Annotated in this window: 23 protein-coding genes; 10 read left to right on the forward strand and 13 right to left on the reverse strand. The window is 58.9% G+C overall.

What is annotated here, in order from left to right; translation table 11 throughout:
• Window positions 1-42: 42 nt before the first annotated feature.
• Entirely contained in the window at window positions 43-249 is a 207-nt protein-coding gene (locus L21SP4_RS13575) for a DUF4160 domain-containing protein (RefSeq protein ID WP_052882835.1), read from the forward strand.
• 15 nt (window positions 250-264) lie between these two features.
• Here L21SP4_RS13575 and L21SP4_RS11780 read toward each other — a convergent pair whose 3' ends face one another.
• From L21SP4_RS11780 to istA, 11 genes are all read right to left on the reverse strand, one after another.
• Window positions 265-879: a hypothetical protein gene (locus tag L21SP4_RS11780; RefSeq protein WP_052882836.1), complete on the reverse strand. Its 615-nt coding sequence runs from the start codon at window positions 877-879 to the stop codon at window positions 265-267.
• A gap of 196 nt (window positions 880-1,075) precedes the next feature.
• Window positions 1,076-1,294 (reverse strand): hypothetical protein, encoded by a 219-nt coding sequence (locus L21SP4_RS11785; RefSeq protein WP_052882837.1) that lies wholly within the window; start codon window positions 1,292-1,294, stop codon window positions 1,076-1,078.
• Window positions 1,295-1,450: 156 nt separating this feature from the next.
• On the reverse strand, window positions 1,451-4,138 hold the full coding sequence (locus tag L21SP4_RS11790) for a discoidin domain-containing protein (RefSeq protein ID WP_052882838.1): 2,688 nt from the start codon (window positions 4,136-4,138) through the stop codon (window positions 1,451-1,453).
• 366 nt (window positions 4,139-4,504) lie between these two features.
• On the reverse strand, window positions 4,505-5,443 hold the full coding sequence (locus L21SP4_RS11795; RefSeq protein WP_052882839.1) for a HipA domain-containing protein: 939 nt from the start codon (window positions 5,441-5,443) through the stop codon (window positions 4,505-4,507).
• A gap of 2 nt (window positions 5,444-5,445) precedes the next feature.
• The gene (locus L21SP4_RS11800) at window positions 5,446-5,808 is read right to left on the reverse strand and encodes a HipA N-terminal domain-containing protein (RefSeq protein ID WP_052882840.1); all 363 of its coding nucleotides are present in this window, start codon (window positions 5,806-5,808) and stop codon (window positions 5,446-5,448) included.
• Complete coding sequence (locus L21SP4_RS13580) at window positions 5,805-6,044, reverse strand: helix-turn-helix domain-containing protein (RefSeq protein ID WP_074041493.1); 240 nt, start codon at window positions 6,042-6,044, stop codon at window positions 5,805-5,807. The genes L21SP4_RS11800 and L21SP4_RS13580 overlap by 4 nt, the downstream gene beginning before the upstream one ends.
• A gap of 539 nt (window positions 6,045-6,583) precedes the next feature.
• Entirely contained in the window at window positions 6,584-9,106 is a 2,523-nt protein-coding gene (locus tag L21SP4_RS11805; RefSeq protein WP_052882841.1) for a discoidin domain-containing protein, read from the reverse strand.
• Window positions 9,107-9,370: 264 nt separating this feature from the next.
• Window positions 9,371-10,144 (reverse strand): PEP-CTERM sorting domain-containing protein, encoded by a 774-nt coding sequence (locus tag L21SP4_RS11810; protein ID WP_052882842.1) that lies wholly within the window; start codon window positions 10,142-10,144, stop codon window positions 9,371-9,373.
• Between the two features lie 305 nt (window positions 10,145-10,449).
• A complete protein-coding gene (locus L21SP4_RS11815) occupies window positions 10,450-12,345 on the reverse strand; it encodes a sulfatase (protein ID WP_256381207.1) in 1,896 nt (631 codons plus the stop codon).
• Between the two features lie 326 nt (window positions 12,346-12,671).
• Window positions 12,672-13,475, reverse strand: coding sequence for a transposase (locus L21SP4_RS11820; RefSeq protein WP_052882551.1), 804 nt, complete (start codon window positions 13,473-13,475; stop codon window positions 12,672-12,674).
• A 271-nt stretch (window positions 13,476-13,746) separates the two neighbouring features.
• A complete protein-coding gene (gene istA / locus L21SP4_RS11825; RefSeq protein WP_160300828.1) occupies window positions 13,747-14,499 on the reverse strand; it encodes an IS21 family transposase in 753 nt (250 codons plus the stop codon).
• A gap of 94 nt (window positions 14,500-14,593) precedes the next feature.
• Between istA and L21SP4_RS11830 the strand changes: the two genes are divergently transcribed.
• Window positions 14,594-14,944 (forward strand): helix-turn-helix transcriptional regulator, encoded by a 351-nt coding sequence (locus tag L21SP4_RS11830; protein ID WP_052882845.1) that lies wholly within the window; start codon window positions 14,594-14,596, stop codon window positions 14,942-14,944.
• A 182-nt stretch (window positions 14,945-15,126) separates the two neighbouring features.
• Here L21SP4_RS11830 and L21SP4_RS11835 read toward each other — a convergent pair whose 3' ends face one another.
• Window positions 15,127-16,008: an IS3 family transposase gene (locus tag L21SP4_RS11835; RefSeq protein ID WP_082116749.1), complete on the reverse strand. Its 882-nt coding sequence runs from the start codon at window positions 16,006-16,008 to the stop codon at window positions 15,127-15,129.
• Entirely contained in the window at window positions 15,956-16,285 is a 330-nt protein-coding gene (locus L21SP4_RS13585; RefSeq protein WP_052882847.1) for a transposase, read from the reverse strand. Before L21SP4_RS13585 ends, L21SP4_RS11835 begins: the two co-directional genes overlap by 53 nt.
• A gap of 396 nt (window positions 16,286-16,681) precedes the next feature.
• Between L21SP4_RS13585 and kduI the strand changes: the two genes are divergently transcribed.
• The 8 genes from kduI (at window position 16,682) to L21SP4_RS11880 (ending at window position 26,542) form a co-directional block, all read left to right on the forward strand.
• Window positions 16,682-17,509 (forward strand): 5-dehydro-4-deoxy-D-glucuronate isomerase, encoded by an 828-nt coding sequence (kduI, locus tag L21SP4_RS11845; RefSeq protein ID WP_052882848.1) that lies wholly within the window; start codon window positions 16,682-16,684, stop codon window positions 17,507-17,509.
• Between the two features lie 84 nt (window positions 17,510-17,593).
• On the forward strand, window positions 17,594-18,394 hold the full coding sequence (locus tag L21SP4_RS11850; protein ID WP_052882849.1) for a gluconate 5-dehydrogenase: 801 nt from the start codon (window positions 17,594-17,596) through the stop codon (window positions 18,392-18,394).
• Window positions 18,395-18,418: 24 nt separating this feature from the next.
• On the forward strand, window positions 18,419-19,570 hold the full coding sequence (locus L21SP4_RS11855; protein ID WP_052882850.1) for an AraC family transcriptional regulator: 1,152 nt from the start codon (window positions 18,419-18,421) through the stop codon (window positions 19,568-19,570).
• Window positions 19,571-19,584: 14 nt separating this feature from the next.
• The gene (locus L21SP4_RS11860) at window positions 19,585-20,607 is read left to right on the forward strand and encodes a TRAP transporter substrate-binding protein (RefSeq protein WP_082116750.1); all 1,023 of its coding nucleotides are present in this window, start codon (window positions 19,585-19,587) and stop codon (window positions 20,605-20,607) included.
• A gap of 32 nt (window positions 20,608-20,639) precedes the next feature.
• Window positions 20,640-21,125: a TRAP transporter small permease gene (locus L21SP4_RS11865; protein ID WP_201774640.1), complete on the forward strand. Its 486-nt coding sequence runs from the start codon at window positions 20,640-20,642 to the stop codon at window positions 21,123-21,125.
• Window positions 21,125-22,480, forward strand: coding sequence for a TRAP transporter large permease (locus L21SP4_RS11870; protein WP_052882852.1), 1,356 nt, complete (start codon window positions 21,125-21,127; stop codon window positions 22,478-22,480). Before L21SP4_RS11865 ends, L21SP4_RS11870 begins: the two co-directional genes overlap by 1 nt.
• Before the next feature lies 1 nt (window position 22,481).
• Complete coding sequence (locus tag L21SP4_RS11875; RefSeq protein WP_052882853.1) at window positions 22,482-24,362, forward strand: glycoside hydrolase family 88 protein; 1,881 nt, start codon at window positions 22,482-22,484, stop codon at window positions 24,360-24,362.
• Window positions 24,363-24,478: 116 nt separating this feature from the next.
• Window positions 24,479-26,542 carry a hypothetical protein gene (locus L21SP4_RS11880; RefSeq protein ID WP_144413864.1) on the forward strand — a complete coding sequence of 688 codons (2,064 nt, stop codon included), beginning with the start codon at window positions 24,479-24,481 and terminating at the stop codon, window positions 26,540-26,542.
• Window positions 26,543-26,555: the final 13 nt, after the last annotated feature.

Raw genomic sequence — 26,555 nt, forward strand, 5'->3', positions numbered from 1 at the left:
CTCCATGACGACACAAAACACAGGATACGAGGGGTCTGAAGGATGCGAATCGCTCGGAAAGCCGTTGGCAACAAGGCAATCGTGGACATCGAGACCCTTGCATTGATCGGACACCAACTCCCGCCCTGCGCCCGTGGTCTTGTCATCGAATGGGCCAGCATCCATCAGGACGAATTGCGAGAAGGCAAGGCGAAGCCGAAAAAAAGCCGACCCGCCCGGAAGGCGGATCGGCTTTTGGCAAAGCCTTGATGGCCGGTGCCCCGACTAGGTCCGGGATCTTGCGGCGCGTCGCCGCAAAACCAGCAGCCCACTCAGAAACGCGAGCACAAACGCACCGGCGGACGGTTCGGGGATGGCGTTAACGGTGAATGACTCCACCGAACCGGACGTGCCGCTCGCACCGTCCGCTAACAACAGGCGGAAATTAGCTCCGCTGGCCAATGGACTGGAACTGTCCGTAAAGAGCAAGGTGTCCGTAGTGGTGAGATCGACGCTGAAAGTTCCCGCCGAAGTGATGGTTCCACCGCTTATGGTCCGTATGGTGCTGTCTGCCAATTGGTAGCCGACGCCCCATTCCAGATCGACCGTAGCTCCGGTAACCTCAATTTCGGCTGAGGTGAGCGTGAACTGCTCGCCCGACACGGCGTTACCGATGCTGTAGTCAAAGCGTCCCGAGCGGGCACCAAATGTAAGACCAGGCTCGTAGAAATTTGGAGAAGCACCCGTCAAGCCCGTTCCATCTGCCGAAATCACGGCCGGAGACGTTTGCGGCGACGAAATATTTATGAGGTTCTCAGCCAGCGATGAGAGCCAGTTCGTCGCAACGATGGATGTGTCGTCTTGCAACTGGGCTGTAGTGTATTCATCTCCAGCGCTCAACGGGGTCGCTCCCCCGTTTACGTCCGTGGTGAACAATACAGATTGCGCTGAAGCCGACGATGCGGTGAAGCCGAGGAGGGCCGCCAGGGAGAGAGAGAGAGAGAAAACTTGGATGTCTTTTTCATGATTTTGTAGGGTTGTAGATTAGATTGACGATAGGAACACCCACGATCAAATGGACCAGAACCATTCGAAGTCAACCAGAAAAATAAAAAATTTTTGGGAAAAAATTTTTGGGACACTCCCCGCTCCCCTGCGGCTCGACCGCGGCCCGCACCTGCGCCCTACTTTTCGCGCCTCGATCGGTCTCCCAGTAGAGGTAGTGGCGGAACCAGGCTTCCTCCTGTTCGTTGCCCGCCTGGGAAAAGAGATCCAGTCCCGACAGGGTCGGGAGCGACCGCTTATCTTCGCTCATCGACGCTTATGCCAGAACATCGCAATCTGATTCAATGGTTGGCACAACCGAGGCGATCCGTATGTTTTTAACCCAACCCAATAACACACGCGTTCATGCGAAACCTCCGTTCCAGTTTTGTCTTTAAGGACACTCTCCGGGCCGAGTTTTCCTCTTTTACCGTGCCGTCAACGACGCATCCGGATCCGAGTGCCAGGCCTTCAGGTCGCTTATTGCGCGCTCCCCGCCACTCCCGACAAAGCCGATTTTCCCGGTGAGTCGGTTTGGGCCGGAGAAGTTTATCAACCCAACCTGGTAATCGTTCACATAGAATTCACCCATCTCACCCCGGATGATCAGCCGGAAATCCGCTTCGTCCCCGAAGTGGATGTCGAGATTGCGATGCATTCCGTAGCGGAAAGGCGAGCCGTCTTTGTCGAGCGGACCGAACATGACCGTCGAGTCCGGCCCGATCAGAATGGCATAATCCTTGTCGCCCTCGCGCTCGAGCACCAATCCGGCCAGCGTGCTGTCTTCGCGCCCGGCGGTTAGGAAGGGCACCTCGAAAATACCGATATCCGTGATCCCGATCTGGCTAAACACGTGGGGCTTGGCCTCGGCCTTCGAGGGGGCGCGATTCGTAATGCGCACATAGCGAGCCCGCACGTCGAGAGGTTCATAATAATGGCTGAATCGGGCCGCTAGTCCATTAAGATCAAAGGTTTCCGGTTCGTAGTCCTCGCTGGGCGGCGCCGGGTGCCACGTTTTGCCGTCTGCGGAGAGTTCGACGCTTTCGACCGTCCGGCTGTCGATACGGATGCGACCGATCGAGCGAACGGCACCGAGGTCCAGATGCAACTCGGCCGTCTCGCCCAGAGCGACGTCCGGTTGCCAGTGCGTGGCCGGGTCGCCGTCGACGGCATTTCGCGCCTCGAAGCCGCCCGCCTTGTTGATGTCCTCCACCCCCGGCGTTCCGGTAACCGCCGCGTCCCGTGCGAGATTCCTCGGCGCCGCCGTTTTCTTCGCGAGGCGGAGCTTGCCTTCGATCACCGTGCCCTTGGAAAAGTCGATGGTTTCCGGCGAATCGAATCGCCGGTATCCGCCGCCGCCGTTCGTTTCTTCGGGTGCCGAAAGTGCAATCTCGTGAACCTTCAGCTTGTCGTTGGCCTCCCACCACTTGAGCCAGAGGCTCTGATCCTCACGCACCACCTTTTTCAACAAGGGGAAGTGGTAATAGCGCGGCCCGTCGCGACGCACCCAGAACATCTCCGAGCCGAAGACACCGCCCGGCAAACGATAGTAGCGGGTGTAAACATGCGGCACCTCCATGCGGTAGTGATTCCTGGGCGTGAACTCATAGGGACCTTCGGGCCGTTGCGAGGAAACGATGAACTCCTGGCGGCTCAAGTGGTTGTTGTACGCGGTGTACAGCAGGTAGTAGCGGTCGCCGAATTGGAAGAACCCGCCCACTTCCCCGCCACTTCCCTGGTGCTCTGCCGGCACCTTCATCCTTACCGGCGGCAGCACGTCCCAGCGAATGCCGTCGCGCGTCGTTCCGGATCCGAACCCGCTGCCTTCCTTCGGCACGGCATCCCAGATCCCGTAATGTGTACCGTCACCCATGGGGCAGGCGTCGATCATATCCCAGCGACCTTTGGTATTATACCAACGCGGATCAGGCAGGAAGGTCGACTCGGGGCCTAACTTCTTCCAGTTGCGTCCGTCCTCCGACACCGCAAACCGCATCCGGAAGCTGGGGTAATCCGGCTTCTTCCGGAACGAATAATTCATCACCCAGGGCCCGTCCTCCTGGAAACGGTGCACACCCATGACCTGGATATCATCAACGTCTTCGTCTTTCTCGAAGATGAACCCGTGATCTTTCCAGTAGACCCCGTCCTGCGAGGTCGCCATCCCGTAGGGCAGCGGCGTCGGGAAGTAATCGTAGATCATGTAATACGTCCCATTGTCGTAATAGATGGTCGGTTCGCCCCAGGCTTTCGTCGGCTCGGAGATGGGGCTGAAGAACACATCCTGTGCCGCCTGCGGGCCGTCTGCCCGGATCACGCCGGCCTCGAGCAGACTGGCGTACGAGGCTTCTCGACGCTCCGCCCGCAGCCGTGCGGCCGCTTCTTCGCCACCCCTCAAGGCGACGGCGTCGTGGAGCGGTTCCGGAATGACTTCGATTCGGAGATTGTCGAAGGTGGCAGTGGTATTGCTGTTAACCGAATTGAACTGGAAAGTGCGGTCGGTGCCCGTGAGGTTCGAAATCGTGATTGGAGTAGCGTTCAGAGCACTGCCGTTCTGGAAGAACTGCACGGTGGGATTCGCTCCGGTTTCGTCGATCTTAATTTCCCATGTGTTCACTCCGCTCACCGTCGTACTGAAATCGGTGCCCGAACCGTCCGCAAAATAAAACGATTTCGCCCCATTTCTTCGGATGAGCAAGCCGGCATCTGCGATGTTGGCACCAACAGCCTCGTTCCCGAACCCAAATCCGATCCAGTCCCCGCTTGAACCAGAGGTATTGCTGAGTTCAAACGAAATGGTGTAGATTTCGCCGACAAGCTCCGCTCCGAGATCAACGGCAAGCGTATCCGAAGTGTCGGGTGTAAACGAACCTGCTCCGGCGATCACAACATTCGAACCGTTGAGCGAGATTGCCGCGCCGCCCGCCGCGGTATAGGCGTAGGGATCGTTCGGGAGGGTTGTATTGGCCTGGCGCGCGGCTATATCGTTATTGAATCCGCCTGAGTTTACAGCCGTGGCGTTGAAGGTGTCCTCAAAGACCAGCTGGCCCGATGCGGAGGAGGCGAGGAACGACGCCAGGGCGAGAGAGAGAGAAAACTTGGATGTCTTTTTCATGATTTTGTAGGGTTGCTGACTGGATTGACAATTGAAACGCCCACGATCAAATGGATCAGAACCATTCGAAGTAAACCAGAAAATAAAAAAATTTTTTGGACACTCCCCGCTCCCCTGCGGCTCGACCGCTCCGAGCCGCTACTCCGTCTCGTCCTCGTCGACTTCGGCGGAGACGACCCCGCCTGCGGCGACATCCGCTTCGGTAAACGCGGCCATCAGAATTTCTTTCGCCCCGTTTTCTCATCCCAGGTTCCGGTTCGGTCGGAATGACCCACGTCCCGTCGGAGGACCTCGCCGAGAGGAGGAGAGTCGAGAGGATAAAGGCGGACAAGGTGGATTTCATGTCGAGGGGAACATGTTTGGGATTTATCCCGAAATCCCCAACCTTCTTACTCTTTCCAACAGGATATCACGGTATCCAGCCTTACGCTCTTCTGATAGGAAGCTTCGCCCAATCAAGCCGTCAAATGCAGGCATAGCCTCCTGAAAGTCTTGGAGAATTTTATCAACCTGCACTTCCGATAGCTTCAAACGATCACGGCAAAAGTAATCCAACCATAACTTTTTGGTGAGCTTCTTCTTTTTACCATGCAAAGGCAACGCACTCTCTTCCTTGGCATTCTCCAAAACCAGAGTCGAATTCAAGAGGTCATACGCAGGCGTTAAAGAGACCACTCCGTCCTGCACCCAAATCGAGAAATTTTTCAGGTGCATATCTTCATTGCCAGTCAGGAAGCAGAACAACAGACGCTTGGCCAACTTGGGCTTTTCTATCGCCGGAAAGGTGCAAAATTGTTCGACCAACTGAGCGACACGCTCCAAAGAGCTGTCATACTTTGTTTCACGGGTTGACGCTGAAAGTTGCGCAAAGTCCTCCACGTGCACTTTCTTTGAACGCCCCTCACGGTCATAGCGCTTCACAAAATAAACCCAGCTATCATCCTGAGCACACAATAAGCCATGCACAGGCACATGAATACCCGCAGCCGCAGCCATACTCATCGTCAGCGCCTCATTGGCGGGTACTTCTTCGCATGCCAATGGGTTGGGTTTCAAAATAAATCTCCCTCCTCGGTTCACCAATGCGAAGGAAGCATCTTTTAATTTTAAAACAGCCGATAGCTTGGGCTGCACACCTTGAATAGACATCTTACCGGAGCGGCGACGCACTTCACGAAGTTGTTCTTCATACGAATACTCGAAAGGCTTCAAATGCTTCAGCTTCGGGTGTATGCTCTTCAGGCCAGTTTCCGAATATTTGCATCCCTCAGGCAATGACTCTAAATTGATCGGACAATGCGACATGCCTAGCCTTCCTTTTCCTCAGCAATAGCATCCTTTGGGATACACACTGAAAGCGAACCGACTAAATCGCCTCCGACAGTCACCAACTGCTTAAAATAGTCATTTCGATCAATCTTGCGTGTCTTCAAGAGCGCTTCCAATTGCGCCCCTTCAGGCAGCAATCCATCAAAAACGGCAGGAAACTCCTTGAATGTATAAGGCTCCCCACGAACGGGAAGTGTCAGTGAAATAGGCGCACCTCCATAGCCATCTATATACTCGAAAACCCAAAGACCACCTTGCTCCTGCTCCAATAAATTTCCGGCAAGCCGTCCTGACTGGAAGACCTCCGCTCTTCGAAGAACTTTTTTGTCGCCGTCCGTCATTGAGATACCTCCCAAGACCGTTTCCACTCCTCGACCAATGGCCCGACTGGCTGCAACTCAAGATTCAAAACAACCAGTATGGATTCAACGTGCTCCCACACCGTTCTCCCCTTTCCAGCTTCCAGATCCTGGACGACAGATCGACTGACACCAGCCAGTTCGGCCAGTCCGACTTGTGTCAAACCAGCCTTCTTTCGGTGAAAGACAATTAAATTGCCTAGTTGTTCACTACGCATGTTATATCAGGCCAAATTCTCGATTTCATAGAACTTTCTCACAAAATGAACCGAAAATCAACAAAATTGCATGACATAAAAGGCGTTTTTACGCACTTACTGCCACGGTCATCAGATTTCCACGATTCGGCCAGCATTACACCTGATATATCAGGCATAAAACTTTAATAAAGGGCACTTCTGAAAATAGAGTTATCGATGAAATGTGTACCGTCACCCATGGGGCAGGCGCCGATCGCATCCCAGCGACCTTTGGTCTTATACCAACGCGGATCAGGCAGGGAGGTCGACTCGGGGCCTAACTTCTTCCAGTTGCGTCCGTCCTCCGACACCGCAAACCGCATCCGAAACTGGGGTAATCCGGCTTCTTCCGGAACGAATCATTCATCACCCAGGGCCCGTCCTCCTGGAAACGGTGCACACCCATGGCCTGGATATCCGCAACGTCTTCGTCTTTCTCGAAGATGAACCCGTGATCTTTCCAGTAGACCCCGTCCTGCGAGGTCGCCTTCCCTCAAGGCGACGGCGTCGTGGAGCGGTTACGGAATGACTTCGATTCGGAGATTGTCGAAGGTGCCAGTGGTATTGCTGTTAGACGAATTGAACTGGAAAGTGCGGTCGGTGCCCGTGAGGTTCGTAATCGTGATTGGAGTAGCGTTCAGAGCGCTGCCGTTCTGGAAGAACTGCACGGTGGGACTCGCTCCGGTTTCGTCGACCGTAATTTCCCAGGTGTTCACTCCGCTCACCGTCGAACTGAATTGGATGCCCGAACCGTCCGCAAAATAAAACGAATTCGACCCATTTCTTCGGATGAGCAAGCCGGCATCTGCGATGTTGGCACCAACAGCCTCGTTCCCGAACCCAAATCCGATCCAGTCCCCGCTTGAACCAGAGGTATTGCTGAGTTCAAACGAAATGGTGTAGATTTCGCCGACAAGCTCCGCTCCGAGATCAACGGCAAGCGTATCCGAAGTGTCGGGTGTAAACGAACCTGCTGCGACGATATTTACATTCGAACCGTTGAGGGCGAGGGAACCGGTCGCATCATAGCTGTAGGGGGCGTTGGCCAGACTGCTGGCGGCTTGCCGGGTGCTGATGTCGTTGTTGAAGCCAACCGCTGCGCCGGCCGTGGCGTTGAAGGTGTCCTCAAAGACCAGCTGGCCCGATGCGGAGGAGGCGAGGAACGACGCATCCGGATCCGAATGCCAGGCCTTCAAGTCGGAGGCCCGGCACGCACCATCGATGCCGGTGAAGCCGATGCGACCGATCAATGGATTCGTGCCCGCCAGATTGAGCAATCCGATCTGATAGTCGTTAAGATAGAATTCGCCCATGTCCTCGCGCAGGATCAGCCGGAAATCGGCTTGTTGCCCGAGATCGACTTCTATATCCCGGACATGTTCCCGGCGAAAATGAGTTCCGTCCTTGTCGACACCGCCGAAGCGAACCGTACCATCGCGATCGACGACGATGGCGAAGTCCCGTTCGCCCTCGCGCCGTAAGACAAGCGACGGCCTATCGGAAATCGATTTGCTCGGCCGCGCATAGACACCGACATCGCTAATGCCGAAGTACCCACGCCATGTAGGATTCCCGCCAGGAAGTCCAGGCCAACTTTCGTCCTCCGCGTTCTTCTTCGTAAATCGAACAAACCGCGCATCGCGCCCGAGATTTTCCCAGTAGGCCCCTATGGAGTAGTTGCGAGCGTCAAACACTTGCGGCGGATCCGGGACGACAGTCCATTCCTTACCGTCGACCGAGGTCTCCACAAAATCAGGAGGCACGGAGGCGTGAAGCGCAATGGAGCCGATTGACTGACTTTCCCCCAAATCCAACTGAAACGACACCGCTCCGCCCACCGGCGCATGCCCGACCCAGCCTGTGGCCGGATTGCCATCGATCGCCTTGTCCGGACTGAAGCTGTCCGCTTGATTCCATTCGGCTTCCTCGGTTGCACTGGCCGTTGCCGTCGCATCCAGAGCCAGATTCCTTTCCCCGCGGGCACCGTCCAAACGGAGTTTGCCCTCGACCACGACGGCATTTCCATAGGGAAGCGTCTCTGGAACACCATACAGCCAGGACGCTTTTCCGTCATCGAATGGCTCTACGGCGGAAAGCCGGATGGGTTGGCTCTTCAGCCGGTCGTTCCCTTCCCAGTATTTTAGCCAGATGCTTTCGCCATCGGACTCGATCCGCTTCAATGGTGGCATATGATACGATCTGCCATTATCCCGACCAACATGAAACATCTCGGCAAAGAAGGTGCCGCCGGGCAAGTCGTAAACGCGTGGATAAAAATATGAATAGGTCCCCCAGGTGTGATTGCGAGGGGTGGGCCGGTAAGGCCCCTCCGGTTTCTTGGAGCTAACGATGTGAACGCGAACGCCGAGCGGCGACGCGTGGGTGTTGTCGCAATACTCGATGAAGTAGCGATCTCCCATCTTGAAAAAGCCCCCCATCTCACCCGGAATGGTGTCCTTCTTAATCCGGGGCACCTCCACCACCTCTACCGGGGGCAGCACCTCCCATTGAATTCCGTCCCGGGTTTTGCCGAAGCCAAACCCCCACACGTCTTTGGGAACGGCAATCCATGCGCCGTACCAGTATCCGCCGTCGGGAGCCGGGCAAGGGTTGATCGTGTCAAAGCGGCGGTTGGTGTACCAGCGCGGATCCGGAAGGAAGGTCGACTCGGGCCCCAGCTTTTCCCAAGTGCGCGAATCCTCGGACACGGCAAAGCGCATGCGGAAGCCGGGGTATTTTGGTACATCGGTAAAAGAATATTGCATCACCCAGGGGCCGTCAGGCTGATACCGGGTCACAGCAGCGCAACCTGTCCAGTAGACATCCTCGTCGTTCGGGAAGTCGATGCCGTGGTCGCGCCAGTAAACGCCGTCTTTGGATGTCGCCAAGCCTAGTCCCTGCTTCTTGACATTTGCATGTGCTTTGGGATTCCAGCCGATGTAATCGTACATCATATAATAAGTGCCGTCATCGAACCAGATGGCCGGCTCGCCGTGAACATGATGGGACAGGACAGTCGGACTAAAGAAGACGTCCTGCACATGGGTTTTTGGCTCCTGCGCGACGCAGAGAGACTCGCCGATCGGCAGTAGTCCTGCGACGACACACGCGAGCAGTTTCGTGCATGTCACAAACCGGTGCGATTGCCAGATTTTCGAGGGTTTTTTCGGACTCATTTGCAGGGTGTGTTCGGACTTACGATTCGTTTGTGCGCTATATCGTCATTCGATGGACGAACGCTTCGCGTTCGCCCATCGCGCCCCGAGCTGGGCTTCGCCCAAGCGGGCCGACTCCGGGCGCGTTACTTACGCCCGCGCGCGACGGCGAAAGACGCAAAGGAGCGCAGCCGCACCCACAAAAAGCCCCACCGTCGCCGGCTCCGGGATGACTTCGATTCGGAGATTGTCGAAGGTGCCAGTGGTATTGCTAAGCGAATTGAACTGGAAAGTGCGGTCGGTGCCCGTGAGGTTCGACAAAATCGTGGTTGGAGTAGCGTTCAGAGCGCTGCCGTTCTGGAAGAACTGCACGGTGGGATTCGCTCCGGTTTCGTCGACCGTAATTTCCCATGTGTTCACTCCGCTCACCGTCGAACTGAAATTGGTGCCCGAACCGTCCGCAAAATAAAACGATTTCGCCCCATTTCTTCGGATGAGCAAGCCGGCGCCGACATTTGCGTTGGCGGCACCAACAGCCACGTCCCCGAACCCAAATCCGATCCAGTCCCCGCTTGGACCAGAGGTATTGCTGAGTTCAAACGAAATGGTGTAGATTTCGCCGACAAGCTCCGCCCCGAGATCACCGGCAAGCGTTTCCGAAGTGTCGGGTGTAAACGAACCTGCTCCGTCGATCACAACATTCGAACCGTCGAGCGAGATTGCCGCGCCGCCCGCCGCGGTATAGGCGTAGGGAGCGTTCGTGAGGGTCGTATTGGCCTGGCGCGCGGCTATATCGTTATTGAATCCGGCTGAGTTTACAGCCGTGGCGTCGAAGGTGTCCTCAAAGACCAGATTGCCCGATGCGGAGGAGGCGAGGAGCGACGCCAGAGCGAGAGAGAGAGAGAGCTTGGATGTCTTTTTCATGATTTTGTCCAGGGTTGTAGATTAGATTGACGATTGAAACTACCGTAATCATGGACCAGAACCATTCGAAGTCAACCAGAAAAATGAAAAAATTTTTGGGACACTCCCCGCTCCCCTGCGGCTCGACCGCGCCCGCACCTGCGCCCTACTTTTCGCGCCTCGATCGGTCTCCGATTCCTCCGATTCCATCCGTCGCATTCGATCCAGTTTTTCCAATAGCTCCGGGCGCTATCGCAGCACTGCCATCGTTCCTTCGGTGTTTGGGCTCTCTGCCATTCCAAGCTTAAAGCAGGGCAACGATTGGATCAAATGTTCCGGTCCGAGAACCAGGAACGGAGGACGTTCCCGTCGCCGTCGATCAGCTCGATGTTGCGGAGGGCGCTTGCGCCCATCGCACCCGGAGGATCGATCCGCAGCGATCCGATCGGACCGGCGTCCAGCGGCACCTCGAAGGTCTCCCACTTCCCGGCAGCATCCAAACGGACGGCCTCGAAGCTGCCCGCCCGGAACACTTCCTGCGGCCCGGCGGAGAAGACGAGAACGCCACCGAGGTTTTCCGAGCGGATCGAGAACCGAAGGGTGAGTCCCTCGCCTGAGATCGGTTCGAAGCGGGTCATCACCCAGGGATCCCCGCCCAGCGATTCGAGCGCGAGCGCACCGCCATCGTCCAGCGACAGTTTGACCGGTCGCGGCGTGCGCCAGCCCTCGATCTCGACCGGGGCCACAGCGGGGTTTGCATTCGTCGGTTGCCCGGCATAGGCCGCCGCGAAGAGGGTCTCGGCCTCGGCGCGATCGGCGGCGGTCATGGTGAAGGAGGCCAGCCTCGGCACGTCCTGCTTTTGGACCCCGAATTCTTCCGGACGGTAGGCGGCCGGATTGAAGCGCGGATTGGGCGGGGGCACGACCGCTCCGGTTTCGCGCAGGTGGGCGGTGATCAGGGCATCCAGTTCCGCCACTTTTTCGGGATGCTCTGCGGCCAGGTTTTCGGTCTCCCCGATGTCTTCGGCGAGGTTGTAGAGCAGGTAGCGGTGGGCGCCGGCCTCCCCGTCGTGGAAGACGCGGATCAATTTCCAATCGCCGTGATGCACCGCCACCGAGGGCGGCATCCACTCGGGCACCCCCGGATCGTGGGGGAAATAGGTGATCATGCCGCCGGGCCGCTCCAGCTCGCCGCCTTCCAGCGCGGGCCGGATGTCGATGCCGTCTACGGGATGGCCCTCCGGCAAATCCACCCCGAGGGCGTTGAGGAAGCTCGGATAGAGGTCGGTGCTTTGGATTCGCGCGTCGGTCCGACTGCCCGGCTCGACCACCCCGGGCCAGACCACGATGGCCGGCACCCGGATGCCGCCTTCGAAGATGGTGGCCTTGCCCCCGCGCAGCGGCCGGTTGTCGGTCGGGCGGGCGAGGAAGCCTTCGCCGTTCTCATCCCGCTCGAAGATCATGTTGTATTCGTTGCCGCCGTTATCGGAGAAAAACACGATGATCGTATGCTCCGCCTCGCCCGTTTCGTCGAGGGTATCCAGAAGGGTTCCGACGGCATCGTCGAGGGTCTCGACCATCGCCGCGTAGGTGGGCGAATCCTGGCCGCTGTCGATATCTTCGTCCGGATCGACGCGCCCGGCATACTTTTCCTTCAGCTCAGGCTTGGCGTCGAACGGGGCATGCACCGAGAACTGCCAGAACTGCAGGTAGAACGGCCGCTCGGCCGCGCTCTGTTCGCGAAGCCAAGCCGCCGCCTCGGAGGCCATCCGGTCTTCGATGTGCTCGCCGGGGCTGCCGCTGTCGTAATGCGCGTATCGCCACGGGGCGAGAAAGCTGCCGCCCGGACCGGGGCCGGGGTGCCGCGGGATATCGATCTCGAAGCCGTGGTCCATCGGCGCGAACGGGGGGTGCCCCAGATGCCACTTGCCGAAATGGCCGGTCGCCCAGCCGCTGTCGCGCAGCAGCTTGCCAAGGGTGGGCAGGCGGGTGTCGAGCGGGCCCGCCGATTGGATGCCAAGAGCCTTTTTGCCCGGCGGGGCGCTCGCCTGAACTGCGGGACGCAGCGCGGGCACCTCCTGCTTGGTGTGCGCGGTCGGCGCGGTGATGCCATGCCTTGCCGGGGTCTGCCCGGTGAGAATGCTGGCCCGCGTCGGCGAGCACAACGGGCTGGCCGCGTAGGCGTCGGTGAAGACCATCCCGCGATCGGCGAGGCGCTCGATATTCGGAGTCTCGTAAAGCTCGGTCGTTCTTCTGCGGGTCTGACCCCCGCTACATCTTCATTGTGAAGGACTTACATCCCACCTCAATCGGTTTCCTGCGCTTAGCAATCTTCTGCGGGTCTGACCCCCGCTACATCTTCATTGTGAAGGACTTACATCCCACCTCAATCGGTTTCCTGCGCTTAGGGCCTCAATTCCATCGTCGGAAAATCTTCTGCGGGTCTGACCCCCGCTACATCTTCATTGTGAAGGACTTACATCCCACCTCAATCGGTTTCCTGCGCTTAGGGCCTCAATCTTCTGCGGGTCTGACCCCCGCTACATCTTCATTGTGAAGGACTTACATCCCACCTCAATCGGTTTCCTGCGCTTAGGGCCTCAATTCCATCGTCGGAAAAGATGTCGTAAGCTCCTCGCGCCTCACGAAGCGTCGCACATTCCTCGGCCTCTTCTATACGACAGGCGTCCACATCGATCCCGAACTCCCGTTTTACCCGCGCAATGTACGCAGGGCTTCCGAGCGCCAGTTTTTCGCTCCAATAATACTCACGGCTCAGCAACGAACCTCGTTCGCGGATTGCCGCATCCACACGCTCCCTTCGCCAGGCGCTCAGTTCCTCTTGATTAGATAACCCCGCCAGTTGCACCAGCAGGCTTCGGTCAATTCGCCCGTATCTCTTCGGTCTGCGCTCAAGCTCATGGTACCCGCCAAAGGACCATTCCGAGGGATGCCTGACCACTCCGGCCCGAACCATATTCAGGTCGATATAGGTCATACAGCGCCTCAAGTGGGTGCCATTTTCCACGGCCGTCGCGTGATAGCGGTCTTCCCAGAATGCTCCCTGGCGATGCTTACGCGCGTTATATTCCTGCGCCACACGGCCCGCCATAAGCTGCATCGCGCGGGGAATGGCCATCCGGTTGCCGGAACCGTGTACCAGAAGATGGATGTGATTTGACGTCACCACGTAATTGAGCACCTGAAGCCCATATCGTTTTTTCGCCTCAAACAACCAGTGCATCCAACGCCGTCGGTCTCTCGCGAAACGAAACAGAAATTCGCGCTTGTGACACCGGTGCGTCAGGTGCCAGGTGTGACCGGGAAGGTAGAAGCGGTGGGGGCGGACCATGGCGTAACCTTGCCACCTGCCCCCCCTTGTCGTCAACGCGCCCGCGCTTAGAACTTCGTTTTTAGGGCCGTAATTGATCCCCTAAGACCAAACAAGCGATTTCAACACACGATTACTCATTCTATTTGAACCGCTTACGGGGGTCAGACCCCGTTTCACTATAGAACTTCGTTTTTAGGGCCGTAATTGATCCCCTAAGACCAAACAAGCGATTTCAACACACGATTACTCATTCTATTTGAACCGCTTACGGGGGTCAGACCCCGTTTCACTATTGCTCGATCCGACGCTTCAGGGCGCCGTTCAGCGACTCCACATCCCCGTTCTCATGGGGACTGTCCACTTGGATCAGACGGGGAACCATCTCGAAGTGATCCATCAGCTCCAGGTAGGCGCGGTTGTACGCCCGCGGTTCTCCGCTGGCCTCCGCCGGCCGGTGGGTCGCTGCGCTCGAATGATCCATCCAGTGCTCCGCCGGCACACGGCCCAGCCGCGTCAGCGCGTTCTGAATCCCCGTACGCAGCGCCACCAGGCTTTCGCTATGGCAGATGCTGGCCCATTCCCAGTTCGAGTAGGTCAGCACGTTGTGACACAACTGGTGGTCGAACGGTTCCCCGGCGATCGTGATCCCCAGCCGGTCCATGTGCGTGAAGTCTGTGGACATCCGCACGCCCGGCCGGTGCTCCTGCGCGAAGTACACCTCCTGCTCGGGCCCCGAAAGCGCTCGCCATTCACGTACCCGCCGCTGAAACGTCCGCAGTTGACCCTCCTGATACTTACCCGCCCGCTCCCGGCACAGCCACTCGAACACCGTCTTGGCCTCCAGCTCCGGGCAGCCCTCGAACATCAGTCGGCACTCTTCCCAGTCCTCCGCGAACGGGTCCTCCCGGGTACGCCACCTGCGCTCAACCGGCATCTCTGAGGGCAGTTTCCCGCACCTCAGGTACTTCTGCGCCGTCTTACGGTCCAGATCGGCCCGCAACGCAGCCTTGGACACGTTCCCTGTCCTTTCGTATTCTTCCATCAGCTTCCTCACTTTCCGGTCCGGGGTGACCATCGGCCCTCCTTTCTTTCCAAAAAGAGAGCCTCCAGCACCCCCGGTTAGTGGGGAAGTCTAATTGTCGTCACTGGGGAAGTGTAATTGTCGCTGCGCACGGGCGGCCGAGTTCAGCCCCGAGGCATACGCCCGGCAGGCGTTCGGCATCGTGGGCGGCGAGGAGCCGATCAGGGTCCGGCTGCTGTTCGAGCCGAAACTGGCCGTGTACATCACCGAACGGCAGTGGCACCCCACCCAGGAGTTCCGAACGCGCCGGGACGGCCGTGTCGAGATGCGGCTGGAGACGACAGGACGCAAGGAACTGGTACGCTGGGTCCTGTCCTGGATGCCCGACGTGAAAGTGCTCGCCCCGAAGAGCCTGCGGGCTCGGATCGCGGAAAAGCTTCGGGATGGACTACGAGCACAGCAATGAAACAATAAGCGGTGGTCCCGATAGCGGAGCCAGTGTTTTCGAACTTTAAGTCAGCATCAGGGCTCCCGCTTCCTGCGAGTGTTCTGCCACAACTCCGGCGAGTTGTCCATAGTCTGCGACCGTCGAGAATGGGTCATTGAACTCGTCGGAGACGGTCGCATGGCTGTGGGCAACTCGCCTCTTCATGCCGCTCTGCATTTTGACTCCGTCTCCATCCCGAAGTACGCCTCATCGGGCGTTCGATCCCCGATCGATGAGTGCGGACGTTCGGCATTGTAGCGCTCCAGCCACGCCCCCGCGCCGCGCCCGGTTTCCCGGGGCGTTTCATAGCTTTTCAGGTAAACGTCTTCATATTTCAGACTCCACCACAGCCGCTCGATGAACACATTGTCCACCCAGCGGCCCGTCCCATCCATGCTGATTTTTAAGCCCTCGTGCTGTTTCATCTCCCTGATCCAATCCGTCGACGTGAACTGCGAGCCTTGATCGGTATTCATGATCTCCGGCGCCCGCCCGGCCGTGGCCACCGCCGATCGAAAGGCCCGCAGGCAGAACGCGGTATCCATCGTGGTGCTCAGTTCCCACCCGAGCACTTTCCGGCTGTACCAGTCCATGACGGCCACCAGGTAGCAATACCCTCGCGGCATCGGGATATAGGTGATATCGGCGCACCAGACCTGATTCGGCCGCGTAACATCCACTCCACGCAGCAAATACGGATAGATGCGATGCCCCTTGCCCGGTGCGCTGGTCCGCGGCCGCGGGCGGAGAGCCGAGATATGCGCGAGCCTCATCAGCCGGCGAAGCCGCTTTCGCCCCACGTTCAGCCCCTGTTCGCGCTTGAGTAATCGGCGCAGCCCCCGCGTCCCGAACGTCGGGAAACGCAGATGAAGTTCGTCGAGCATCCTCATAATCCGTAAGTCCGTGATCGTCGCCCTGGGCTCCGGCGGCGTCAACCGGTTCCGGTTGACGCCCAGCAGAGCACATTGGCGCCGCAGCGAGAGTTGAGCATCAGAAGGATCCACCAGAGCCTTCCTCACGGATCGATCCCCAACTCGACGCATTTTTTTCCATCCACTCCTTCTCAATCACCAGCTGACCTACTTTTCGCTCCAGCCGCTCGCAGTTCTTTTCCAGCCCGCGCTTTTCTAGGTCCGGCGCGTTCTTGCGCTCAAAGAGATCGGCTGCGCCCTCTGTGAGCTCCGTCTTCCATCGAGTCACCATGGTCGGATGCACGTTGTTTTCCGCCGCGATCTCCGCCACGGTCTTGATGCCGCGCAACGCCTCCATCGCGATACGCGCCTTGAACTGCGCGCTGTGATTTCGTCTCGGCTTCTTCATCGGTTCTCCTTTCGGTCTCCTTTTTACCGGGAGAACCCGATGCTGTCTATCCGCCCCTCACTGGCTCCGTTTTCCGGGACCACCGCTGATATCCTGCGGACCATTCCAGCCGCTGAGATTCCAGCAGTTCCTTAAAAACAGGTCACGGACGGGCTACAGCAGCCCGTCCTGACGCGCGGGGGGGCTTGAGTCCGAACCGTCGCCCGGTGTGTTCGGTGGTGACGCGGCCCCGGCTCTTCCACGCTTCATTGCACCTTCTTCTTCCGTTTGATCCCGGCGGGCTGGCATGTCGCAATATGATAATATTTAATACCATAAGTCGTATGGAGTGCTCTCGGATGATGTGGTTATAGTGAGATGAGTTATGAATAAATTCGATCAGAAGAAGGAGCCCTGATGAAGGTACGCTATACGGTAGGTAAAGGTGAGTACAGGCGGATGACCTCGGCGGAACTGCGTGAGGCGTTCCTGGTCGATCTGTTTGAGGATGGCGCACTGAACCTCCTCTACTGCGAAGTGGAACGCGCCATCATCGGCGCCGCGGTCCCCACGGACACCCCGCTTGCGCTGGAAGCGGACCGGGAATTGGCCGCAGATTTCTTCTGCGAACGGCGCGAGGCGGGTGTACTCAACATCGGCGGCCATGGAATCGTGAGTGTGGACGGCACGGATTATGTCGTGGAGCACCTCGACGTTCTTTACATAGGCCGCGGCTCAAAAGAGGTATGGTTCGCCAGCGAAGATGCCGGTCAGCCGGCGCGGTTCCACCTGGTGAGCTACCCGGCCCACACGGCGTATCCGACCGCCCTGGCCCGGAATGCCGATGCGAACAAGATTGAGCTGGGAACGGCGGAGGACTCGAACAGACGCACGATCAACCAGTACATCCACGAGAACGGCATCCGGAGCTGCCAGCTCACGATGGGCTTTACCGTCCTCGAGCCGGGCAGCGTCTGGAATACGATGCCCTGCCACACGCACGAGCGCCGCACGGAGATCTACATGTACTTCGGGCTGGACGAAGAATCCACGGTATTTCATTTCATGGGCCCCGGCGACGAAACACGCCACATGGCGGTTTCGAACGAACAGGCGGTCCTCTCACCCATGTGGTCGATCCACTCCGGCTGCGGAACCCGGGCTTATGCCTTCTGCTGGGCCATGGGCGGCGAAAACCAGCGATTCGATGATATGGACTCCATCGCGATCGAGGAATTGAGATAGGCAGGCCGCGTCCCCGTTCCCGTCGACCCATGGTCGACCGGCAAACGACGAAGGGGAGCATTCAGAAACAAGAGAGATGAGCGTGTGATAGAGCAATTATTTGATCTTAATGGCAGGGTTGCACTGGTAACGGGCGGAACGCATGGCATCGGCATGGCGATCGGGACGGCGCTGGGAAAGGCGGGCGCGAAGATCTGCGTCAATGATCTCGACGAAGCGAAACTGGATTCAGCCGGGAAACAATATGCCGTCAACGGCATCGATGCCTATACGCTCGTCTTCGATGTAACCGATGAGGCGGATGTGGATGCCGGGCTGTCGCGCATCGAAAAGGAAGTCGGCCCCGTCGATATTCTGGTCAATAACGCGGGCATCATTAAGCGCATTCCGATTCTCGATATGCCGGTTGCGGAATACAGACAGGTGATCGATGTCGACCTGGTGGCGCCCTTTATAGTGAGCAGGCGAGCAGTACCGGGCATGATCGAAAAGGGCGGCGGCAAGATCATCAACATGTGCTCAATGATGAGTGTATATGGCCGCAATTCGGTATCCGCCTACGCATCCGCCAAGGGCGGGCTCAAGCTGCTGACCGCCAATATGTGCTGTGAATGGGCCCGGCACAACATCCAGGTCAACGGCCTCGGTCCGGGCTACATCGCTACGGCGCAGACCGCGCCCATTCGCGAAGGCGGCCACCCGTTCAACGACCTCGTCATGACGCGCACTCCGGCGGGACGCTGGGGCGAGCCTGAAGATGTGGGGAATGCCGCCCTCTTCCTGGCCTCCGGGGCCAGCAATTTTGTCAACGGCCACGTGCTCTACGTCGACGGCGGCATCCTTGCCAACTTCGGTTACGTGAAGGGCGAAAACGACCCGGTCTAGCTCCGGCGAGGGAAGACGAAAGCCATGGGAAGGAAGCCCCGCATACTGATTGTCATCGAATCCGCGCGAGAATCGGGACGGGCTCTGCTGGCCGGAATTTCGGACTACTCCCGCCATTTCGGACACTGGGAGATTCACTGGCATCCGGTAGGGTTCCTGGGGCTCAAGGCCCTTTCCGATGTCGGAGACTTCGATGGCATCCTCGCCCGGAACATCGCGGATGCGGAAACCTTTGAGCAGCACGGAGTCCCGGTCATCATCTTCGCACACCTGGGCCCGTTCCGGAAGGGGCAGGTCTTTGAGTGCGCCGATGACGCGGCCATCTGCGAACGGGTGGCGCGCCATTTCATTCAGCGCGGGTTCTCGAATTTCGCGTTTTTCGGGCAGCGCAGCACGATGTGGGCGGCCAATCGCCGGAAGGCGTTCCGGCGCGAGGTAGAACGTTCCGGTTTCACGCTCGACACCTGTATGGCCGACTGCGTGACGCTGGAGGAGATGGAAGACGAGGAGACCATCGAGCGCGTCTGCAACTGGCTCCGAACGCTGCCGAAACCGGTCGGGTTGATGGCGGCCAACGACGATGCGGGCCGCTGGCTGGTCCAGCTCTGCGATCTGGCGGGAGTTCATGTGCCTGACGACTGCGCCGTGGTCGGTGTCGACAACGATCCCGTGGTGTGCGGTCTGAGCAACCCGCCCCTTTCAAGCGTCTCTCTCCACCAGCACGAAGCGGGCTACGAAGCGGCGGCAGTGCTGGACCGCATGATGCGGGGGGAAGCCCCCGGCGTTACACAGATCGTCGGGCGGGTGAACGAGATGGTGGTGCGCCAGTCTTCGGACATCTTCGCCATAGACGATCCGGCGGTCGTCAAGGCGCTCAAATTCATGCAGGACCATGCACACCGACCGCTCCGGGTAGCCGACATTGCCGAGGCCGGCGGCCTGTACCGGCGCGGACTGGAACGGCGTTTTAAGAAGTATACGAACCAGACGATGGGCAGGTACCACCGCCGGCTCCGCGGAGAGCATATTGCGAAACTGCTCCGTCAGTCACATTGGACGCTTGAGCAGCTTGCCGAGGAGTGCGGCTTCGCCAGCGCACCGCTTCTCAGTCGTTTCTTCTCAAGCGTAATGGGGGAAGGCCCGTCAGCCTATCGCAAACGCATCCGATCACGATGAACAAGGAAGGCGCTATGAATAAATCGGCATCCCTGTTTACCGGAGGCTTCCTCCTCGGCGCCCTGCTCGCGTCGGTGATGTTCTCCTTCGTGTTGCGCGGGAAACTCTCGGGCGGTGGAGCGCAGGGCCGGACGCAGACGGTCCTGAAACTGGCTCACTGCCTCAGCACCGAACACCCGGTGCATCAAGCGATGGAATACATGAAGACTCATCTGGAAGAGATCTCCGACGGCCGCATGACCGTCGATATTTATCCCGGCTCCGTGCTCGGCTCCGAAACGCAATGCATTGAGATGCTGCAGAACGGATCGCTCGCCATGACCAAAACCTCCGCCGCGGCCATGGAAAACTTCATTCCGGCGATGGCGGTCTTCGGCCTGCCCTATATCTTCCGCGACGCGGATCACTACTGGAAGGTGTTAAACGGCGACATCGGCAGAGCCCTGCTCAGGAAAGGCGAGACCCGATTCCTCTACGGACTCTGCTATTACGACGCCGGCAGCCGCAACTTCTACAGCCGGGGGAGTCCGATTCGTACGCCCGAGGATCTGGAAGGGCTCAAGATCCGTGTCATGAACAGCGAAACCGCGATCGATATGGTCAAAGCCCTGGGCGGGGCGCCCACCCCCATTGCCTGGGGCGAGCTTTATTCCGCGCTGGCGCAGGGCACGGTCGACGGCGCCGAGAATAATCCGCCCAGCTTCATTTCGAACAGGCACTACGAGGTCTGCAAACACTTCTCGCTAAATGGACACACCCGCATCCCGGACATTCTCATGATGAGCACCCGGGCCCGGGACAAACTTACCCCTCAGCAGCGGGAATGGGTGCAGCAGGCCGCCGATGCGTCCTCCGAATTTCAGCGCGCGCTATGGAAGAAGGAGACCGTTGCCGCCCTGAAAAAGGCCCGGGAGGAGGGGGTGAACATCTATACGGTAGATACGGCCGTCTTTGCCGCCAGGGTCCAGCCCATGCTCCGACAGGTTGAAAATCCGGAAGTGCGCGAACTGCTCGACCGGATTCCGGAGGTGCATTAATGCGGACGACGCTTATAACTCTGAAAAGAACCATGACGGCCGCACTTAACGCCGTGCTCATTGTCGCCGTCGGTTTGCTGGTGCTGGATGTAGTCTGGGGGGTCTTCACGCGCTACATCATGGGCGAACAGGCCAAGTGGACCGAAGAACTGGCGCGTTTCCTTCTCGTATGGGTCGCCCTGCTGGGGAGCGCGGTCGCTTTCGGCACAAAGGCGCACCTGGGGGTCGACTTCTTCATCCATAAACTCCATCCCGATATGCACAAAGTGATGGGCGTGGCGGCGCATCTGATAACCCTCTTTTTCGCCGGCGCCATTTTTCTGTACGGCGGGAGTCGTTTTGTCATCGATGCCCTGAACATGGAACAGATGACCCCCGCCCTCGGCTGGAAGATGGGCTACGTCTACCTGGCCCTGCCCATCGCCGGCGTGTTCATGGTGCTCTACACCCTCGAAAACCTGGCGGAAACCCTTGCCGCCCGACCGCATGACGCGAACGCCCCGGAGGAGGTGGCCTGATGGGCATGGTCGCACTTGTGCTCGTCACCGTTTTTCTGCTCCTGCTCGTCATGCACGTGCCGATCGCGGTTTCGATCGCGCTGGCCTCGTTCTTTGCGATTGTCGCCGCGGGCATGGATCCCACCCTTGTGCTGGCCGGCAGGATGGCCAACGGGATCAACAGCTTTGCGCTGCTGGCCATCCCCTTTTTCATTCTCTCCGGCCATCTGATGGGCCGCGGCGGAATGGCGCGACGATTGATCGATTTCGCCGGGGCGCTGGTCGGGTTTCTGCCCGGCGGCCTGGCGTATGTCAACACGCTCACCTGTATGCTTTTCGGCTCGATCTCGGGGTCGGCCGCCGCGGCGGTCTCCTCGGTCGGCGGATTCATGATCCCGGAGATGAACCGCAAGGGCTACAGCCGCGAGTTCAACGTCTCGGTCACCACCACTGCCGCAACCACCGGGCTGCTTATCCCCCCCAGCAATGTCATGATCGTCTATTCGGTCGCCGCCGGGTCCGTCTCCATTGCTGCGATGTTCATGGCCGGCGTGCTGCCCGGCATTCTGACGGGACTCTTCATCATGCTGGTATGCGGCGGCTTCGCCTTCCAAAAGAAGTACCGCCGCGAGCCGCGAGCCTCGTTGCGGGAGATTCTGGTGAGCTTCAAGCGAGCCTTCCTGAGCCTTTTTCTGATCGTGATCGTGATCGGCGGCATTCTCGGCGGCATCTTCACCGCCACCGAGGCCGCTGCCATTGCCGTGGTCTACGCCCTGCTCCTCTCCGTAGGCCTCTACCGCGAGATCCCCCTGAAAGAGCTGCCCGCTCTGCTGAGCAGGACCGGCGTAACCACCGCCGTGGTGATGCTCCTTATCGGCGCCAGCTCGGGGATGAGCTGGATCATGACCATGGCCAATATCCCGCAAACCGTCAGCGCCGCCCTGCTGGGGCTCTCCGACAACCCCGTGGTGATTTTGCTGACTATCAACCTTCTGCTGCTCTTTGTCGGCACGTTTATGGATATGACGCCGGCCATCCTGATCTTCACCCCGATATTCCTGCCGGTCGTCACCGCGCTCGGCATGCACCCGGTCCACTTCGGGATCGTCCTGATCGCCAACCTCTGCATCGGCCTCTGTACCCCCCCGGTCGGCACCTGCCTCTTTATCGGCTGCGGAGTCGGACAAACCACGATCGCCAGGGTGACCCGTACCATCCTTCCCTTCTTTGCGGCCATGATCGTCGCCCTGATGGTAATCACCTACCTGCCGATCGTATCGCTATGGCTCCCGGTGAAAACCCACCAGCTTAAACAGGCCGAGGTGGAGAAAGCCGCATTTATGCAGACGAAAGCCACAACAACAGAGGAGCAATGAGATGAGGAAACGGATAATCATCGTCTGTGCCGGTGCGATCGGCGTACTCAGCGCAGCCAGCCATGCCGCGGATGCGGCGGACGAACGGGATATTATGGAACCCGCCGCCGTGAAGGCCGTGCTGAAGAAAGTGGCCGACTGGCAGCTGCAGCCGGAGAACGGGAGACATCATCCCCTGCGCTGGATGAACGGCGCTCTCTATGTGGGCATGCTCGAATGGGCGCGCATTGCCGATACGTACCACTACTTCGCGGCACTGCGGGATATCGGCGAGGAGCACAGCTGGAGTCTTCTGCCCCGGACGTATCACGCCGATGACCACACGGTCGCCCAGATGTATCTGGAGCTCTACAGGATACACCGGGATCCCGCCATGCTTGAACCGACCCGTTCGCAATTCGATGAAATCATCGCCCATCCGCCCGAACTCGACCGCCATCGCTGGTGGTGGTCCGATGCACTCTTCATGTCACCTGCGGTATGGGTCAAGCTGCACGCCATTACGGGGGATGAGAAGTACCTCAGGTTCATGGATCAGGAATACGCGTGGACGACCGATATGCTGTACGACGAGGAGGCCTCGCTCTACTTTCGCGATCGGAATTACCTGTATCCCGCACACCAATCGGAAAACGGCAGAAAGGTTTTCTGGAGCCGTGGGAATGGCTGGGTATTCGGGGGGCTGGTAAACGTCCTCAGCGACCTGCCCGAAGACTGGCCCACACGCCCCAAGTACGAGCGTATTTTCACGGACATGGCCGCGTCACTCAAGCGCATCCAGCAACCCGACGGCTACTGGCGCACCAACCTCGGCGATCCGGATGAATATACCGACCCCGAAACCAGCGGCACCGGCTTCTTTGTCTATGGCCTGGCATGGGGCATCAACCACGGGTATCTCGACCGGGAGACGTACCTGCCCACGGTCGAAAAAGGCTGGAAGGCGCTGGTCAAGGCCGTCCAGCCCGGCGGCAGGCTGGGTTTTGTGCAGCCCATCGGCGCCGCACCGACGGGTGGCCTCACCGCCCAGCAAACCGAAGTGTACGGCGTCGGCGCCTTCCTCGCCGCGGGCTCACAGGTCTTTCGCCTGCTCGAGGACCCGTCGGCCTCGCCCTGTTTTGCCCGCTTCGTGCCCGAGCGCATGGATGATTTTGCATGGGAGAACGATCGCATCGCCTTCCGCATGTACGGTCCGGCGCTGTGGAACAGCCCCGGGGAACGCTGCGGGAGCGGCATCGATGTCTGGGCGAAGAGGGTCCGCTACCCCATCATCAACAAGTGGTATAAACACGGCGACTATCACCGGGATCTCGGCGAAGGACTCGACTTCTACAAGGTCGGTAAAACGCTGGGCTGCGGCGGACTGGGCTACTGGGTCGAAGACACCCTCGTTCCCGGCGATCACTTTGCCTCGTACAAGGTGCTGCAGGGCAGCGGCGATGAAATTGCATTCGAACTGCACTATGCGCCCAAAACCATCGGCCGGGCCACCGTGACCGAAATCAAGCGCCTCTCCATGCAGGCAGGACGCAACCTCTTCACCGCACAGAGTACCTTCAGAGTGGAAGGCGCCGACTCCATTACCGCGGCCGTCGGCATTGTCCTGCGCGATGATCAGGGTCGGCTTGAACATGGCGAGAACTGGATCAGCTACGCCGGCCCGGAAACCCGGGGCAAAGGCCGCATCTTCTGCGGCGCGGTCCTGCCGAACCGTGCCGAGTTCAAGCGGGCCGACGGCCATGCTCTGCTCCTGCAGCCGATCCGGGATGGCGACACCTTTACGTATAGGGCTGGCGCTGCCTGGAGCCACGGGCTCGATTTCAGGACCGAGGACGAGTGGTTGACGTATATAAAGCGGCAGGCCGCCGGTTCGGCGAACTGAATCCGGGGTTGGCTGAGCCCTGTTTACATGAGGGGGCGCGTAGGTCGTACACGAATAGAAGATCCGCGCGGGATGGCAGGAATAACGAAATGATCGTGAAAAATGGGAGGGAGCTGATGAGCAGGGGACGAGAGGTGAGAATAGCCGGTCTGGCTGCGCTTATGGTCGCGATGAGCGGTGCTGCCGCCCTGTCAGATCCCGCGGCCTGGATCCGTTTCGACCCCGAGAACTCAAAACAGTATCACGGACGAACGTATCATTTCCTCGGAGATGCGCCGCTCTATGTGAAGGTCGCCGCGGCCCCGAAAGAGGATGCCGTTCTGGATTTATTGTGGGGCGCGAAAAACGATCAGCGTGTCGCTATACTCAAGGCCGGCGATACGGAACAGCGGGTCAGAGCGGGAGGGTATGACGGGTTTCGCTGGCAACGGGTGGAGCTGGACCCGCCGAAAGGGAAAGAGGAATGGCTGGTTGAGTTGCGGGCGGCGAACGGGAACGACGCTCCGGCCTTTCTGGCGGCGCTTCGTCTGACGTCCTCCCGCACCGCCCCGAACGAAGCATTGCCCGATGCGGCGTCAAAGTTCATGCAGCTCTGCGAGCCGCCTCCATCAGGCCTCGATCGCTGGGCTCAGGAACTGCAGGACCAATCGCTCGCCGTCGAACGGCGTGCGCTCATTCATGGACTCCAGGCATCGGAAGCCCTGCGGCGATGCCGCAAGTTCGTCGACGGCTGGGCCGCTCACTGCGACCCGAAGACCGGCCTGGTTCCGCGCAATCTGCGCCACGATAAATACCTGTGGAACGGCCAGGACTCTGCCGCCGATAACTATCCCTTCATGGTGCTGACCGCCGCCCTGACCGATCAGGAACTGTACAAAGGGAGGATGCTGGACATCCTCAGAACGGAAGAAAAGGTGGCCACCCTCAGAGGAGGTCTGCCCGCGGATTATGATTTCCGGAAACAGGATTACCGCAACAAAGAGACCCCTCTGTCCGCCCTGATCTTTGCAGGATCAGAGTATGTAAAAGACGGCCTGATGCCGATTACCGAATGGCTGGGCGATTCTCCATGGTCCGAACGCATGAAGGGCATCATCGACAGCATCCTCCGGCAGGCTGAATACGAGACGCCTTACGGAAATATCCCGTCCGGCAACATCGAGGTCAACGGAGAGATGATGCAGGTGCTCAGTCGCCTCTGCTTCCGCTATAACAACAGCACGTATCTCGATATGGCGTGCCGAATCGCCGATTACTACCTGTTGGGAGATCGGCATCCGACCCGTGATGCCGAACTGCTGCATCTGCGTGACCACAACTGTGAACTGATCTCCGGGCTGACCGAAGTCTACGCGGCCTGCCATTTCCTTCGGAAGGAGAAGGCAACGCAATACAAACAGCCGATTCACTGGATGCTGGATGATATTCTCAAGGTCGGAGTGAACGAACACGGGCTGATGTACCAGGCGGTTAACCTGCGTGACGGATCGATTGTCAACCAGACGATCCACGATAACTGGGGCTACAACTACAATGGATTCTATACCGTCTATCTTTTGGATGGAGACCGGAAATACCGTGAGGCGTGCCGCTTCGCCCTGTCCAGCCTGAAGGAGCACTACTGGAAGCATAAGTGGCAGGGGTTGATTGCCGACGGGATTGCGGATTCGGTGGAAGGGGCGCTTAACCTGTTCAATCGTGAGCCGGATGCAGAAGGCGTGCCGATGTGGATCGATGCGAACATCAATTGGATGCTGGATATGCAGAAACCGGATGGCGTCATCGAAGGCTGGCATGGCGACGGGAATTATGCGCGAACCGCCATTATGTGGGCTCTGTGGAAACAGCAGGGTGCAACGATCCGCCCCTGGCGCGAGGATGTTAAGCTGGGCGCGGTTCGCGAGGGGAACAAGGTTACGTTTGTGCTGAGGGCGGATGCGCCGTGGAAGGGAACCCTCAGGTTTGACCGACCGCGTCATGCGGAGTTCATGCATTTGCCGCTCGATTATCCGCGCATCAATCAGTTCCCGGAATGGTATACGATAGATAGAACCGAGCGCTACTCCGTGTCCCTGCAGAATCGGGAAGCCAAAAGCTATACCGGCGTTGACCTGATGCAGGGGCTGCCCCTGGAGCTGGGGGCGGGAGAGACTTGTTTATTGAGGGTTATAGAGATATAGAGCGCCGTGAACC

It is taken from the genome of Kiritimatiella glycovorans (assembly GCF_001017655.1).
GTDB classification, from domain to species: domain Bacteria; phylum Verrucomicrobiota; class Kiritimatiellia; order Kiritimatiellales; family Kiritimatiellaceae; genus Kiritimatiella; species Kiritimatiella glycovorans.